This is a genomic window from Tissierella pigra, assembly GCF_018917845.1.
Taxonomy (GTDB): Bacteria; Bacillota; Clostridia; order Tissierellales; family Tissierellaceae; genus Tissierella; species Tissierella pigra.
The window spans coordinates 3,518,037-3,532,621 of sequence record NZ_JAHLPJ010000001.1 but is presented as its reverse complement, the minus strand read 5'-3'; the positions used below and the strand labels follow the sequence as shown (position 1 = coordinate 3,532,621).

Below are 14,585 nucleotides of genomic sequence, written 5' to 3'. Positions count from 1 at the left end.
GATTAAATGTCAAGTATTAAAAGTGTATTATTAGTTGGTGTAGGTGGTCAGGGAACAATATTAGCTAGTAATGTATTATCCAAGGGCTTAGTAGAAGCTGGATATGATGTTAAAATGTCTGAAGTCCATGGTATGGCTCAGAGAGGTGGAAGTGTAACTACTCAAATCAGATTTGGAGAAAAGGTTTACTCACCTATAATTGGAAGGGGAGAAGCTGATATATTAGTATCCTTTGAATTAATGGAAGCCTTAAGATTGATAGAGTTTTTAAAACCAGGTGGCAAAGTCATTGTAAATAATCAACAAATTCCTTCTGCCCCAATACTAGCAGGTAGAGTTGATTATCCAGAGGGAATACTAGAAGAGCTTCAACTAAAGGCAGATACTAAAGCCATTGATGCTGTAGGAATTGCAAAGGAACTTGGAAATGAGAAGGCAATGAATATAGTTTTATTTGGAGCTTTATCAAAGGTGTTAGAACTTGATAATATAGACTGGGAAGATGTTATTAGAAATACAGTAAAAGAAAAGTTTATAGATTTAAATATAAATGCATATAGGGCTGGAAGAAATATTTAGAGGTAGATGGGATGGAATTCATTCCTAAAGTAAAGAAATGAGGAAAAGGTTTTGAAAAAATTCATAATAAGATTTTCACTATATATTGTAGGACTATTTACACTTGCCATAGGAATTGCCTTATCATTAAGATCAAATTTAGGTGTATCTCCTGTAACCTCAATTCCCTCTGTATTTAGTCAAATATCTGGTAAATCAGTAGGCACCACAACATTTTTATTTTACTCCATATGTGTAGTTCTGCAAATAATAATTCTAAAGAAGGATTATAAACTAAAAGACTTACTTCAAGTAGGATTTTCATCAGTTTTCGGTGTGTTTACTGATATTGCACTATATTTATTTCAAGGTTTATCTGTTACAAATTATTTAGGAAAGATACTACTTTTAGTTCTTAGCTTAGTTGTAGTGTCTATAGGTCTTTTTTTAATATTAACATCAGATATAGTAATAAATGCACCAGAAGGCTTATGTATTGCTATATCAAAGAAGTGGAATGTTGCGTTTTCTAAAGTAAAATCCTCTTTTGATATATTTTGTGTCATATTAAGTTTGGGAGTATCTTTATTGGTATTTGGAAACTTAGGACAAATCAGGGAAGGTACTATTATAGCTGCCTTAAGTATAGGGCGAATTACAGGATTTATAATGAATAGATATTCTAAAAAGCTAAAAGGATTGTATTCATAAAATTAAATTACAGTTTCTCGGTGGATACTAATTATAAATCAAAGGATAGTATTACTATACAAAGCACTGATGACATTTAAGTTATAAAACCTTTTATCTTTATGATAAAGGGTTTTATATGTATTTAGAAGATAAATGAATATAGTTATTTCCAATTGTACACAACTCTCATAATGGTAATATATCCAATAAATATATTTTGTCATTATAATTTAAGAAGTTAAAAAAACACTTACTTATAAAGGGGTGTATAAATAAGTGATTTTTACTAGAATATGATATAATATTAATATAGTACAAACTATGACTAGGGGTTGGTAATAGGAATGATTACTATTTTACAGATAAATTATTTCATTGAATTAGTAAAGAATATGAACTTTTCAAAAACTGCAGAAATATTGTATATTTCTCAGCCTGCCTTAAGTAAACAAATTTCTAACTTGGAAAAGGAGTTAGGATTTTTGCTATTTGACAGAAGCGGTAAAAATATTAAACTAAGTGCTGAAGGGAAATTAATATACGACTTTTTTATAGAGTCTAGGGATGAGTATAAAAAGATTGTAAATAAGATAATACAAAGCAATGGTAATGACATAACAAAGTTGAATATTGCATTTCTTTCTGGATGGGATATATCTAGATATATTGCTGAAGCAGATGAATTATTAGCTGAAGAACATTCAGATATAATGATTCATTTAGAGAGTGGTGATTTTAATGATCTATCAAGTAAACTAAATGATGGGTCTGTAGATATTGTATTGTCATTACCCAATAACTTTGATAATACTAAAAATATTAATTTGAAACACCTTACAGATATTCAAAGGTTTATAGTCTATTCTAAATCAAATCATTTGAACAATAAAAATAATTTAAGTATAAGCGATTTTAAAAACGAAGATTTTTTTATATTTATTGATTCCCTAGAGCGAACTAGTTTAGAAATACTTTTAGATATATATAATTGCTTAGGATTCGAACCAAAGATTATTCAAGTTTCTAATATTGAATCTATGATGTTGAATGTTGAAGCAGGAAGAGGAGTCGCTATTTTTGATGAATGGCATAGGGTAATAAATAACAATATGTTAAAGGTCATAGATATCGGAAGTGAACATAAAGTATTTGCAGGCTGGAGAAAAGATAATAAGAACGTAGCTATAAAATTATTTTTAGACAAATTTATATATGTTATAAATAATAAAAAATAAAGTAAGAGTACAATCTTTTTGTACTCTTACTTTATTTTTATTCAGGTTTATATTTATAATTATCTATAGGAACGTTTTCTGTTGAAAGTGTCATTTCTCCATTTTGATTTGAAATATCTATCCACTTCAGATAATTTTTATCGTCTCTTTCTTTGTAATCTTCTCTCATATGCCATCCACGACTTTCTTTTCTTTCTAAAGAAGCTCTAAAGAACATTTCAGCACATAAAACATGGCTTTTACATTCGTTTACAGCACTTAGACCATGAGGATCATCTGCTTTTAATAAATTAAGTTTTTCTTTCTGCTCAAGAACATAATCTAAAGCTTCTTGAAGTCTTTTTTCACTTTTGTAACCAGTATATTCTATAGGTTGCATTAAGTTTTTAATTTCCCAAATAACATCTCTAGGATTTATTCCTTCTTCCACATTTAAAGGAGACTTAAGTGTATTTTCAAGTATTTCTACTTGCTCATCAGATATGCTTCCAAACTCAGCATTCTTTGCGTAGTCTGTAGCAGATTTAGCAGCAATAGTTCCTGTAAACACTCCATGGATTAGTCCTGAACCTCTGTTTCTTCCTGGTGGTGTAGGGACTGCACCTGACCATGAGCTACCGTTAGCACATATATCTCCTGATGCAAATAGACCTTCTAAGCTGGTTCTCATATGATGATCAACATAAAGTGGACTTTGTTCTGCAACAACTCCAGGGATTACTTCTTTTAATGGATTATCATCCTTGTAACTTTCAGCCTTATTCTTATTCCATAATTTATCCCAGAATTTTTGAGAATAAGGTCTTGCAAAAGGAGGGTCTGCTTGTCCTAAAAACATAAGGTTTCTGCCAGGGAAGGAACCTGGGAATTTATTTTCAGCAGTGTTTTCATAAATAGGACCTTTTCCATCTCTTACGGACATATACATTAAGATAGAATCCATGCTGCCTAGATCAACTCCACCAACTACTGTACGAAGGCTTTCGTCTAAGTCTCCTCTTGTTGAAGGATTTTCTCCAGCTGAATTGACTAAGCAGTCTTCAGAACCATAAGTTACTTGATTGTTTTCAACCTGCATTATATTGAAGAAGCTGCCAAACTCTGCATTTCTTATCTTTGCTCCAGCTCTATATGCTGCTGCAATACCATCGCCTTTTGCTGAAGCCCACATTCGCATAATGCTAAAATCTTGATTTCCATTTGCCAATATAACAGATTTTGCTTTAAATACATAAGTTTTGCCAGTCAATAAGCTCATTCCAAATGCCCCAACTACTCTATCTCCATTGGTTAATAAATCAGTTATTGTGATTTTTTCCATGGATTTAACGCCAATTTTTTTTGCGTGTTTTCCCATTTGTATCATTACATCGCCGTCAACTAACATAACTTTCCAAGGTATAATTGGATGTGAGTCAAATGGTTTTTCTTTGGCTACAAAATTTACTCCCCATGATTCCCATCTATCAATTACTTTTCTAGTATTCTCTGCGTATTTTCTTAACATATCTTGGTCATTTAAATAGTCTCCAAGATTTCTTGTATGATATTCAATGTATTGTTCGGAGGCTCCATCAGGAATAAAGGATACATGACCGCCACCTTTATTAGCCTTTCCAGCATAACCTACAAACGATTTGTCAACAGTTAATACATTTAATTCTGGAGCATCTTCTTTTGATGAAATGGCAGCACTTAATCCAGATATACCATGTCCTACTACTAAAACATCAGTTTCTATTATATGCCTACTCATTATTTTAACCCCCTTTCCTCTTTTGTACTATGTGCGAAATATGGTTCTGGGAAAGGTTTGTTATAGTCGATTATTACATCTACTGCATTTTGATCACAAACTACTTCACAGAAATTACATTCTACACAGTCTTCAGGGTATGCTGCTATAGGTCTTTTCTTTTCTTCATTCCATCTAATTACATCTAACCAACAAGATCTATAGCATTTTTTACAACCGATACACTTTGAATCATCAAACTTAATAGTATTCATATTGTCCCCCCCTAGATTTATAATAATATTTCCTTATACTGATTTTACATTAGCATATGAGAACAGATATTGTACAATACATATTATGTTATGGAATGTATAACCGGTGGGTTATATAAAAATGTTCTAAAATAAATAGTTAGAAAATTGTTAAATTTATTTGCCAAGACAAGTTTTTGGCATATTGATTGCATTAAATTATAAATAGGTATGGTATATCATACTTAAAAAATAATAAAAGGGGGTCATTTGATGAATGTAAAAAAAGAGGCTTTTAAGGGTGGGATAATAGGTGGGGTCATAAGTGGAGTCATAAGTTTTTTAATAAACTTATTGATAATACCAGTTCCACAGACTGCCTTTCAAAGTGGAATGGGTAATGGAATAAGCGGATTTTTAAGTGGACTATTTAGTGGATTTATTGGTGTAATGGTATTTTATAAGATGTTAAAGGCTTCAGAGGCAAAATAGTAAAGATTATGAAAGGATGCTTAGACATCCTTTCATAATTCAAATGTGAATTATCAGATTCATATCTGAATTAAAAGTTACTAGAATTATGATGAAAAGAATTAAGTCAAAATAGATTAATTGAGTAAACATTAGATAATATGCCTTATGAAGATTAATTTAAATTACTTAGAGGTATTGGCATGGTTGTTGCTATAGTATATAGACAAAGATAAAGGAGGTGCCATATGAAATTAGTTGAATTTAAAGAAGTCAAGCCATATAAAGCTCCTAAACACTTTGATTGCGTTTCCCTAAGGGTTCAAGGTAAAGAAGAAACAGGAGTTTCAAAATTCTGGATGGGAGTTACTCATTTTTTACCAGGGGGAGGAGCAGAATATGATTATACAGAGTCTCCAACAGAAAAGGTATATTTTGTTTTGGAAGGTGAAATAACTGTTAAATCAGATAAGGAAACCTTTGTACTTAAGAAGAATGACTCATTATATATCCCGCCTTTTGAAGGTAGAACCATAATAAATGAAACAAATGAGCCATGTAAAATGTTAGTAGTTATAAATAATTAAATTCAATAAATAGGAGGTGCTGATTTATGGTAATGGTAAAAACAGATTTTGTAAATAGTTTATTTGATATAAAAAATAAGGTAGCCATAGTTACAGGAGCAACTGGAAATTTAGGAAAAGCCGCTTCTTGGGGTTATGGATATGCTGGAGCAAAAGTAATGCTTACTGGAAGATCAGAAGATAAGCTTAAGAAACTCCATGAAGAGATGAAAGATAAAGGAATAGACTGTGATTATATAGTTGGTGATCCAGTAAAAGAAGAAGATGTAAAAAATGTTATAGAAGAAACTGTAAAGAAATATGGTGGAATAGATATATTACTATGTACAGCAGGTATGAATAATCCTAAGCCTATTTTAGAACAACCTAAGGAGGAATGGCAGGCCATTATGGATGCCAATGTATTAGGAACTTGGTTATACTGCAAATACGCAGGACAAGTTATGAAAGACCAGGGAAGAGGTGGAAAGGTTATCTTAGTATCCTCTGCAAGAGGAAAATTAGGAATGAAAGGCTATACTGCATATAGTCCATCTAAGGCAGGAATAGACCTTATGGCTAAATCCCTTGCTTGTGAATGGGGAGAGTATGGAATAAATGTAAATGCCATTGGACCTACAGTATTTAGATCAGAATTAACAGAGTGGATGTTTGAAGATGATACTGCTAGAACCAAGTTTCTAACCAGACTTCCTATTGGAAGATTAGGTGAACCTGAAGATTATGTTGGTGTATGTATATTCTTAGCCTCAGCAGCAAGTAATTTCTGTACAGGAACTACTATATATGTTGATGGTGGATATTTGGCAGGTTAGAGGAGGATAAAACCATGGATTCAAAGATTAACAGCATAGCAATATTCGGCTCCGGATTAATGGGAAGTGGAATTGCACAAATATTTGCATCAAAAGGAATAAGAGTAAGAATATTCTCAAGGAATCCTGAAAACTCTAATGCCCATGAAGTTATAAGAAAGAATTTAACAACTATGGCTGATAATGATGCATTTCCAAGAGAGAAGATTGTAGAAGTATTAAGTAATATAGAAATATCTGCTGATAAATTATATGTAACTAGGGATGCATCACTGGTTATAGAAAATATTCCAGAAGATATGGAATTAAAGCAAAACTTATTTAAGGAATTAGATGAGATTTGCGGCCCAGATACAATACTTGCTTCAAATACATCAGTAATGAGTATTACTGAGATTGGAAGCAAGTGTAAAAATAAAAATAGAATAGTTGGAACCCATTTTTGGAATCCACCTTTTTTGATTCCCCTGGTGGAAATTGTAAAAACAGAGTTTACATCTGAAGAAATAGCAGATAGAACATTTGAAATAATGAAATATGTAGGAAAGAAACCAGTAAAGGTAAATAAAGATGTTCCTGGATTTTTAGCAAATAGATTGCAACATGCATTGTGGAGAGAAGCAATATCAATTGTAGAAAGAGGTATAGCTGACGCCAAAACAGTAGATGAAGCTATTAAATATAGTTTTGGACTTAGGATACCTCAATTATCTCCTTTGGAAAATGCAGATATGATAGGTACAGATTTAACTTTATCTATTCATAATTACATCCTAAAGCATATAGAAAACTCTACTGAACCATCACCTTTATTGAAAGAAAAGGTTGAAAAGGGTGAATTAGGTTTTAAAACAGGCTTAGGATTTCAAGAATGGTCAGAAAAAGATATTGAAGAATCTAGAAGAGGATTAATAGAATATCTAATAAAAGCAACAAAGAATATAGAATAACAATAAATTAATAGATTTAAAGAAAGTTAAAATCGAGGAGGAATTATTAATGAGTAAAAAAGTATTTGTAGATTTAACCCATCCATTTAGTGCAGAAATACCACGTTGGCCTTATTTTGCAAAACCAGTAATTGATTCAATGCATACTTTGGCAAAGGGTGGTGTTCTTACACAAAGAATCGATTGTGTTCAGCATACTGGTACACATTGTGATGCACCACGTCATGTTATGGAAACTGAATTTGACGGTAGAAGAGCTCGTTATACTCACGAAATGCCTGTAGATGCATATACAGGTGATGCAGTTTGCCTTGAAATCAACATTGAGCCTTGGGGACTAATTTTACCAGAACATTTAGATGATGCTTGTAAACGTGCAAACATTAAACCAGAGGAATTAGAAGGAATGGTTGTTTGCTTAAATACAGGAATGCACCGTAAATTTGATGATTCAAAAGAATATTATCATTACTCATGTGGTACAGGAGTTGAAGCTGGAAAATGGTTTGTAAAGCATAAGGTAAAATGTGTAGCCATGGATATGCAAGCTCTAGACCATCCACTTCATACAGCAATGGGAAATAATGGTGGTACTCGTATGAACTTAACAGGTGCTTCAGGAAGACCAATTACAGAAGAATATAAAGAAAAATTTGGTGAAGAGGCATATGCAGAATTTGATAAAGAAGAATATATCAGAATCCATGGTCAAGAAGCCTATGATGCTAAATTTGGTGATTTAGAAGCAATAGGATGCTGGGGAACATGGGAACCTTGTCATAAACAAATGTTGGGACATGGTATCGTAGGTGTTGAAAACCTTGGTGGAGATTTAGATAAAGTTTCTGGAAAACGTTTCAGATTCTTCTGTTTCCCAATTAGATGGTATATGGGAGATGGATCTATGGTTCGTTGCGTAGCAGAAATAGACGAAGATGATATAAATGACGTACCAGATAGAGTGTACACATATGGAGGACTTTAATCATAAGTCTATATATTTTGATTTAGAGAATAGGGTCAGTAATTAAAAAACTAGGGAGTATTTATAAATTATAGCAAATCTTAATTTCAAGATACTCCCTAATCTATTCTAATAAGTGTTTTATAATTAACAAAATCATATATTAACAAATAAAATAGAATGAGGTGTAGAAATATGGACAATAAAGTAATATTAACTGTTGCCACTACAGGAGCGTGGCCTAAAAAAACTGATACTCCTTATGTACCTTTACAACCTAAGGAAATAGCAGATGAAGTATATGAATGTTGGAAGGCAGGAGCATCTGTAGCTCATATACATGTAAGAGATGATGATGATAATGCATCAATGAGTTTTGAGAAATTTGAAGAAACTGTAAAATTAGTTAGAGAACGTTGCGATATAGTACTAAACCTTACAACATCAGGTGGATTAGGATTAACAGATGAAATAAGGATGAAGCCATTTGTAGAATTGAAACCAGAAATGGCATCCTATGATTGTGGCTCAATGAACTGGTTACATACATCAGTATTTGAAAATAGTCCATCATTTTTAGAAAAGTTAGGTAAAACAATGGAAGAAAATAATGTAAAACCAGAAATAGAAATATTTGATGCAGGAATGGTTTACAATGCCTTATATTACTTGAAGAAAGGAATATTAAAAGCTCCATTACATTTCCAATTTGTTTTAGGGGCGGCAGGAGGAATGGCTGCAACAGTGGAAAACCTAGTTTATCTTAAGGGATTAATACCAGAGGGAAGTACATGGGGAGCATTGGGAATAGGAAAACAACATCTGCCGATTTTATATGCTACATTAGCTCTTGGTGGGCACGTAAGAGTAGGAATGGAAGATAATGTATACTACGGACCAGGAAGGTTAGCAAAATCAAATGTAGAGTTTGTAGAAAGGACAAAAAGAATAGTTGCAGAAATAGGAAGAGAGATAGCAACACCTGCTGAAGCAAGAAAAATACTGGGATTAAAGAATTGCTAGGAAAACCTGAAGAATTCATATTCAGTTGAAAATAAGAATACTGAGGGGGCATTGGTATGAATAGCAAATCTAGCAATCAACTAGGAAAATTTGGAAAAGCAGGATGGGGAACAATAATTTATTGTGCTGCAATGTTTTGGTTGTATGTTGGAATGGTAAATGATGGATCAAACATTACTGCTCCAGCCTTTACGGAGAAAATGGGTATAGAATATTCTACTGTTCTAAGCATGGGAACAGTAGCAGGATTAGTAGGATTTATCTTTTTTCTTATTTTTGGGCAAGTAAATAGAAAGATTGGTGCCAGATATACATCAGGTATCTGTATGATATTGTCAGGTGTTGCATATCTAGGATTAGGTTATTCAAATTCTTTAGTTATGTATGCTATTTGCCTATGTATAGTAACAGGTGCATCAATGTCAGCTGGGTATATTGCTGGTGGAACATTGGTTGCAAAATGGTTTCCTAAGAAAAAAGGAATTGTCATGGGATATACTACAATGGGGCATAATCTTGCTTCAGCCTTTTATGTTCCCTTAATTTCAGCTACAGTAGGATCTTTCGGACTTTCTAAAGGAGTAGTACTGCCTAGTATTGCTGCCATATTTCTAGGTATAATAGGTATTATTTTTGTTAGAGATACGCCAGAAGCGAGAGGGCAGCTTCCAGATAATGTAAATAGGGAAGAATATGAAAGAGAATATCATACAGATGTAGTAGATGAAGATGGAGGATGGACTACATCTAAGCTATTAAAAACTAAAGAGCTTTGGTTAAGTGCAATTACTACAGGAATGTATCAGCTAGTTACTGTTGGCATTATGACGCAGTTAGTAGTAAGGAATATGCAGCTTGGATTTACTCAGAGTCAAGCAATAGGTATTATGACAGTTTTAGCATGTATTGGAGTAGTTGGTTCATGGGGATTTGGTGTAATTGATCAAAAGTGGGGAACTAAGAATTCCATGTTAATATTTGGAGCTTGGTATGTTTTAGCACTTATAGCTAATATTACAGAAATCAAAATACTTGTTTATATATCTATATTTATGATTGGAATGTCTATTGGTGGCTCTGCAAACTTTACAACCTCTCTTCCAGCAGCTATTTTTGGCAGACATGGATTTGAAAAAGTAAATAGCGTAGTATTTCCGATACAAGGTTTAATCACAGCACTAAATTTCTTATTAAGTGGTATTTCAATAAAATTAACTGGGAGTTTAAGAGGTGTATATATTATAAATGTTTTTCTAATATTAATTAATATGATATTAATTAATATCATAGATGAACACAGATATAATAAGGACTTTCAATTAAACAATGAAGACTTAAAATTTAGTAATATTGTAGATGATATTTAATTATATATGCATAAATTTAAACATAATTCATGGAATTTAATGAAACAGCATTAAAATTAAAAGGATTATCACAAGAATTAAAAGAAAGATTAAATATCTTTACAATATAATGACCTCAAAAGACAAGTTCACAATTTATACTAAGTATAAATTGTGAACTTGTCTTATTTTCCTTGTGTTTTCATAGTAATACTAATATAATATTATTAATTTTTATTGTGATAATGTAAGAAAGGAAGATGGGAATATGACAAAAGATAGAATAAAGGAGGGAATTATAGCTGTACTACCAATAGTAATAGGGTATTTTCCCATAGCTATGGCTTTTGGTTTACTATCAAAAAATACTGATGTTACTTTTAGAGATACAAGCCTTTTATCTGTAATGGTATATGCAGGGGCTAGTCAATTTATGGCATTGGATTTTATAAGGGCAGGAGTATCTGTAGGCAGCATAATACTTGCAACTTTCTTATTAAATCTTAGGCATATGATGATGTCAGCATCATTGGCAGTAGAATTTCAAGATATGAATAAAAAATTTCTACCCATAGTGGCCTTTGGAATCACTGATGAAACATTTTCAGTAATTTCTTTTAATAAAGATAAGATTGACTTACCCTTTGTGCTTACAATAAATATATTAGCCTATAGTTCTTGGGCATTAGGTACAATTGCTGGGTATTTAGTGGGAGAAATACTTCCTGCTTCTTTGCAGTCTAGTCTGAGTATAGGATTATATGCAATGTTTGCAGCATTACTTTTTCCAGAAATAAAGAAATCAAAGAATATTTTATTCCTATCCATAATATCAGCAGTAGTTTATGTAATATTATTTTATTCTAAGATATTTACTTCAGGCTGGGATATAATCCTTGGAATTATAATATCTTCTTCCATAGGAGTAGTCATCTTTAGGAAAAATGAGGAGGAATAAGATGAAAAGCTATTTTCCATTAATAATAGGTATGACTCTAGTTACATATTTGCCAAGGTTAATACCATTAGCATTATTAAACAACAGAAATATAAATAAAAGTTTGAAGGAGTTTCTCCTATATATACCCTATACCTCTTTGAGTATCCTAATCATAAGAGGTATATTGACTGCTGCTGACGGAATGAAAATAGTAACTGTTATAGGTGTTGGAATTGCAGCTATTATATCATATATAAAAGGAAATTTAGTTCTATCGGTTTTAGCTGGAATAATATTATCATTTCTAGCAATAAATACCCTCGTATAGTATGAAGATGTTTAGTGACTTTTTCGTAAGGGTATATTATCAATACTCAAGGACAATATCAAATTGACATATATATTATTGAAGGGAGAAATGATGATGGAAAAAGTTAAATTAGCAGTAATATACTATAGTTCAACAGGGATAAATTATAAATTAGCTAAAATGGCAGAAGAAGGAGCCTTAGAAGTAGGGGCAGAAGTCAGGGTCCTTAAAGTTCAAGAGCTAGCACCAGATGCTGCTATAGATTCCAACCCAGCATGGAGAGCCAATGTAGAGGCAACAAAGGATGTACCCATAGCTACATCGGCAGATTTAGATTGGGCAGATGCTATAATATTCTCAATGCCAACTAGATTTGGAAACTTACCTTCACAAATGAAACAATTCTTAGATATGCAAGGTGGAATGTGGGCACAAGGGAAGCTTACAAATAAAGTAGTTTCAGCAATGGCATCAGCTGGAAATCCTAACGGTGGGCAAGAGGTTACAGTAAAATCACTATATACGTCAATGATGCACTGGGGAGCAATTATAGTGCCACCAGGATTTACTGATGATTCAATATATAAAGCAGGAGGAAATCCATACGGTACATCTGTTACACAGGGGCAAGATGGAAACATGGTTGAGGATGTAAACGACGCAGTGAAACATCAAGCAAAGAGAACGGTAGAAGTAGCCAGTTGGATTAAAAAAGGGAAGTAATTGCAGAATAAAAAACTAGGTAATATATTACCTAGTTTTTACTTTTAATGGGGTAGTAGGAATTCTTTAGCATTTCATAGTAAAAATATTGTATAAAAATAGGAAAATTCATATAATTGATATAAAGATAATACCTTACTATATTAATATGAAATATTTATCTTTTATAAAAAGGAAAGGGGCAATGGATTCACTGCCCATAAGTGCTACAGGTTTATTTACTGTATTTTTAGCACCATGGTTACTTCAAATATTAATTTAATTAGGAGGTTTTTAAAATGATAAAAAGATCTGATGAATTAAGAAAAGACGTAGTTGTGAATTTAATGCAGGGAGAAGGAGAAATTAATAGAACTCATTTATTTGAAGTGGAAGATTTCTGCGGACATGGTAGATTATTTGCAAAGCATACAATAGAACCTGGAAAATCCATAGGATTCCATAAACATGAAGGAGAGCAGGAAGCTTATTATATACTTAAGGGTCAGGCTCTTTATAGCGATAATGGGAGTGAAATAACCATTAAAGAAGGAGATTTCACTTTATGTAAAAGCGGTGAAGGACATTCAATAAAAAACATTGGAAGTGAAGATTTAGAATTTATAGGCTTAATTATAAAGGCTTAAATAATATAAAATAAAGGGAGGAATATAGGATGAAACCTAGGAAATTAGTTATGATTCCAGGACCAACACCTGTTGTAAGGTCTATTCAAAATCAGATGGGAAGAGAAACAGTTGCCTTTGGAGATCTAGGATTTATAAATGACTATAAAGAATTACTTAAAGATATGAAGGAATTATGGAAAACAGAAGGAGAAGTATTTGTTATTGCAGGAACTGGCACCATGGCAATGGAAATGGGTATAGCAAATACTTTAAAATCAGGAGATAATTTACTTATTGTATCAAATGGGTTCTTTGGAGATAGATTTATTGATCTAGCCGAAAGAAAAGGTATAAATGTAGATGTAATAAGTAGTGAATGGGGAAAAATCGTACCTATAGAAGATATTGAAGCAAAATTAAATGAAAAAAAATATGATGGAATTACAGTAACTCATGTGGATACATCAACGGGGGTTTGTGCTCCAATAAAAGAGATCGGTGAAATGCTGAAAAAATTCCCTGAGACAATATATATTGTAGACGGAGTTTGTGCTACAGCAGCTGAACCAGAGTATGTAGATGATATGAATATAGATATTCTGATTACTGGATCACAAAAAGCTTTTGGAGTAGCACCAGGACTTGCAATAGTATGGGCAGGGTCTAAAGCGATGGAAAAAAGAAAAGAACTTGGAAGAATTCCAGAGTATTATATAGACTTTGATAAATGGCTTCCAATTATGCAAGATCCTTCAAAATACTTTGCAACTCCAGCTGTAAATATGATTTGGGCACTTAAAGAATCAGTGAGAATTATTAAAGAAGAAGGAATAGAAAATAGATACGAAAGACATAGTAAAAATGCTAAAGCAATGCAAGCGGCATTAGAGGTCATGGGCTTTACATTACTAGCAGATAAAGACCATAGAGCAGTTACATTATCAAATGTTCTATATATGGAAGGAGTAAATGATTTAGAATTTAGAAAGATTTTAGGAGAAGAAGGAGTAGTTGTAGCAGGAGGATTAGCAGCCTATGCAGGAAAAATGTTTAGACTAGGTCATATGGGAAATATAGATATTCACGATATGGTTTCAACAATAGCATCCATAGAAAGAGCCTTATATAGATCAGGAATTGAAGTAGAACTTGGTAAAGGCGTAGGAACATTAATGGCAGAATTGCTTAAATAATAGATAGAAGAGGATGGTAGTAATCCTTCTTTTTTCTGTAAAGATAAACTCTGTTAAATTTTATTGAAAGCATAATTCCCTGATATAATGAAGATATAAAGTCGAAAACTAGGTGGACTTCACCTAGTTTTTTAACTAAAATAAATATATAATAGAAGTAATTGAGATTGAGGGGGAACA

The 14,585-nt window shown here is 32.4% G+C and carries 17 protein-coding genes; 15 read left to right on the top strand and 2 right to left on the bottom strand.

From position 1 onward, the window contains the following. Nucleotides 1-6: 6 nt before the first annotated feature. The 3 genes from KQI41_RS17125 (at nt 7) to KQI41_RS17115 (ending at nt 2,486) form a co-directional block, all read left to right on the top strand. Entirely contained in the window at nt 7-579 is a 573-nt protein-coding gene (locus tag KQI41_RS17125; RefSeq protein WP_154440540.1) for an indolepyruvate oxidoreductase subunit beta, read from the top strand. Nucleotides 580-630: 51 nt separating this feature from the next. Continuing rightward, the gene (locus KQI41_RS17120) at nt 631-1,269 is read left to right on the top strand and encodes a YczE/YyaS/YitT family protein (RefSeq protein ID WP_154440539.1); all 639 of its coding nucleotides are present in this window, start codon (nt 631-633) and stop codon (nt 1,267-1,269) included. Between the two features lie 326 nt (nt 1,270-1,595). Continuing rightward, nucleotides 1,596-2,486 (top strand): LysR family transcriptional regulator, encoded by an 891-nt coding sequence (locus KQI41_RS17115; RefSeq protein ID WP_154440537.1) that lies wholly within the window; start codon nt 1,596-1,598, stop codon nt 2,484-2,486. Nucleotides 2,487-2,523: 37 nt separating this feature from the next. On the opposite strand, the gene KQI41_RS17110 is transcribed toward KQI41_RS17115, so the two are convergent. Both KQI41_RS17110 and KQI41_RS17105 read right to left on the bottom strand, forming a co-directional pair. Beyond that, nucleotides 2,524-4,242, bottom strand: a complete 1,719-nt coding sequence (locus KQI41_RS17110; RefSeq protein ID WP_154440535.1) for an FAD-dependent oxidoreductase — start codon at nt 4,240-4,242, stop codon at nt 2,524-2,526. After that, complete coding sequence (locus KQI41_RS17105; RefSeq protein WP_154440533.1) at nt 4,242-4,496, bottom strand: 4Fe-4S dicluster domain-containing protein; 255 nt, start codon at nt 4,494-4,496, stop codon at nt 4,242-4,244. Before KQI41_RS17105 ends, KQI41_RS17110 begins: the two co-directional genes overlap by 1 nt. A 252-nt stretch (nt 4,497-4,748) precedes the next feature. Between KQI41_RS17105 and KQI41_RS17100 the strand changes: the two genes are divergently transcribed. From KQI41_RS17100 to KQI41_RS17045, 12 genes are all read left to right on the top strand, one after another. After that, complete coding sequence (locus KQI41_RS17100; protein ID WP_154440531.1) at nt 4,749-4,967, top strand: hypothetical protein; 219 nt, start codon at nt 4,749-4,751, stop codon at nt 4,965-4,967. 227 nt (nt 4,968-5,194) lie between these two features. Continuing rightward, complete coding sequence (locus KQI41_RS17095) at nt 5,195-5,533, top strand: cupin domain-containing protein (protein WP_154440529.1); 339 nt, start codon at nt 5,195-5,197, stop codon at nt 5,531-5,533. A 26-nt stretch (nt 5,534-5,559) separates the two neighbouring features. After that, nucleotides 5,560-6,348, top strand: a complete 789-nt coding sequence (locus tag KQI41_RS17090; RefSeq protein WP_154440527.1) for an SDR family NAD(P)-dependent oxidoreductase — start codon at nt 5,560-5,562, stop codon at nt 6,346-6,348. 14 nt (nt 6,349-6,362) lie between these two features. Next, the gene (locus tag KQI41_RS17085) at nt 6,363-7,298 is read left to right on the top strand and encodes a 3-hydroxyacyl-CoA dehydrogenase family protein (RefSeq protein WP_154440525.1); all 936 of its coding nucleotides are present in this window, start codon (nt 6,363-6,365) and stop codon (nt 7,296-7,298) included. Between the two features lie 49 nt (nt 7,299-7,347). After that, nucleotides 7,348-8,283: a cyclase family protein gene (locus tag KQI41_RS17080; protein ID WP_154440523.1), complete on the top strand. Its 936-nt coding sequence runs from the start codon at nt 7,348-7,350 to the stop codon at nt 8,281-8,283. Nucleotides 8,284-8,457: 174 nt separating this feature from the next. Next, nucleotides 8,458-9,285, top strand: a complete 828-nt coding sequence (locus KQI41_RS17075) for a beta-keto acid cleavage family enzyme (RefSeq protein ID WP_154440521.1) — start codon at nt 8,458-8,460, stop codon at nt 9,283-9,285. A gap of 56 nt (nt 9,286-9,341) precedes the next feature. Further along, nucleotides 9,342-10,652 (top strand): MFS transporter, encoded by a 1,311-nt coding sequence (locus tag KQI41_RS17070; RefSeq protein ID WP_154440519.1) that lies wholly within the window; start codon nt 9,342-9,344, stop codon nt 10,650-10,652. Nucleotides 10,653-10,899: 247 nt separating this feature from the next. After that, nucleotides 10,900-11,589: an AzlC family ABC transporter permease gene (locus tag KQI41_RS17065; protein ID WP_154440517.1), complete on the top strand. Its 690-nt coding sequence runs from the start codon at nt 10,900-10,902 to the stop codon at nt 11,587-11,589. 1 nt (nt 11,590) lies between these two features. Continuing rightward, nucleotides 11,591-11,899 (top strand): AzlD domain-containing protein, encoded by a 309-nt coding sequence (locus tag KQI41_RS17060; RefSeq protein WP_216585800.1) that lies wholly within the window; start codon nt 11,591-11,593, stop codon nt 11,897-11,899. A 96-nt stretch (nt 11,900-11,995) separates the two neighbouring features. Continuing rightward, nucleotides 11,996-12,604, top strand: coding sequence for an NAD(P)H:quinone oxidoreductase (wrbA, locus tag KQI41_RS17055; protein ID WP_154440613.1), 609 nt, complete (start codon nt 11,996-11,998; stop codon nt 12,602-12,604). Between the two features lie 278 nt (nt 12,605-12,882). Further along, entirely contained in the window at nt 12,883-13,230 is a 348-nt protein-coding gene (locus tag KQI41_RS17050; RefSeq protein WP_216585799.1) for a cupin domain-containing protein, read from the top strand. Between the two features lie 29 nt (nt 13,231-13,259). Beyond that, nucleotides 13,260-14,405, top strand: a complete 1,146-nt coding sequence (locus KQI41_RS17045) for a pyridoxal-phosphate-dependent aminotransferase family protein (RefSeq protein ID WP_216585798.1) — start codon at nt 13,260-13,262, stop codon at nt 14,403-14,405. The last annotated feature ends 180 nt before the right edge of the window (nt 14,406-14,585 follow it).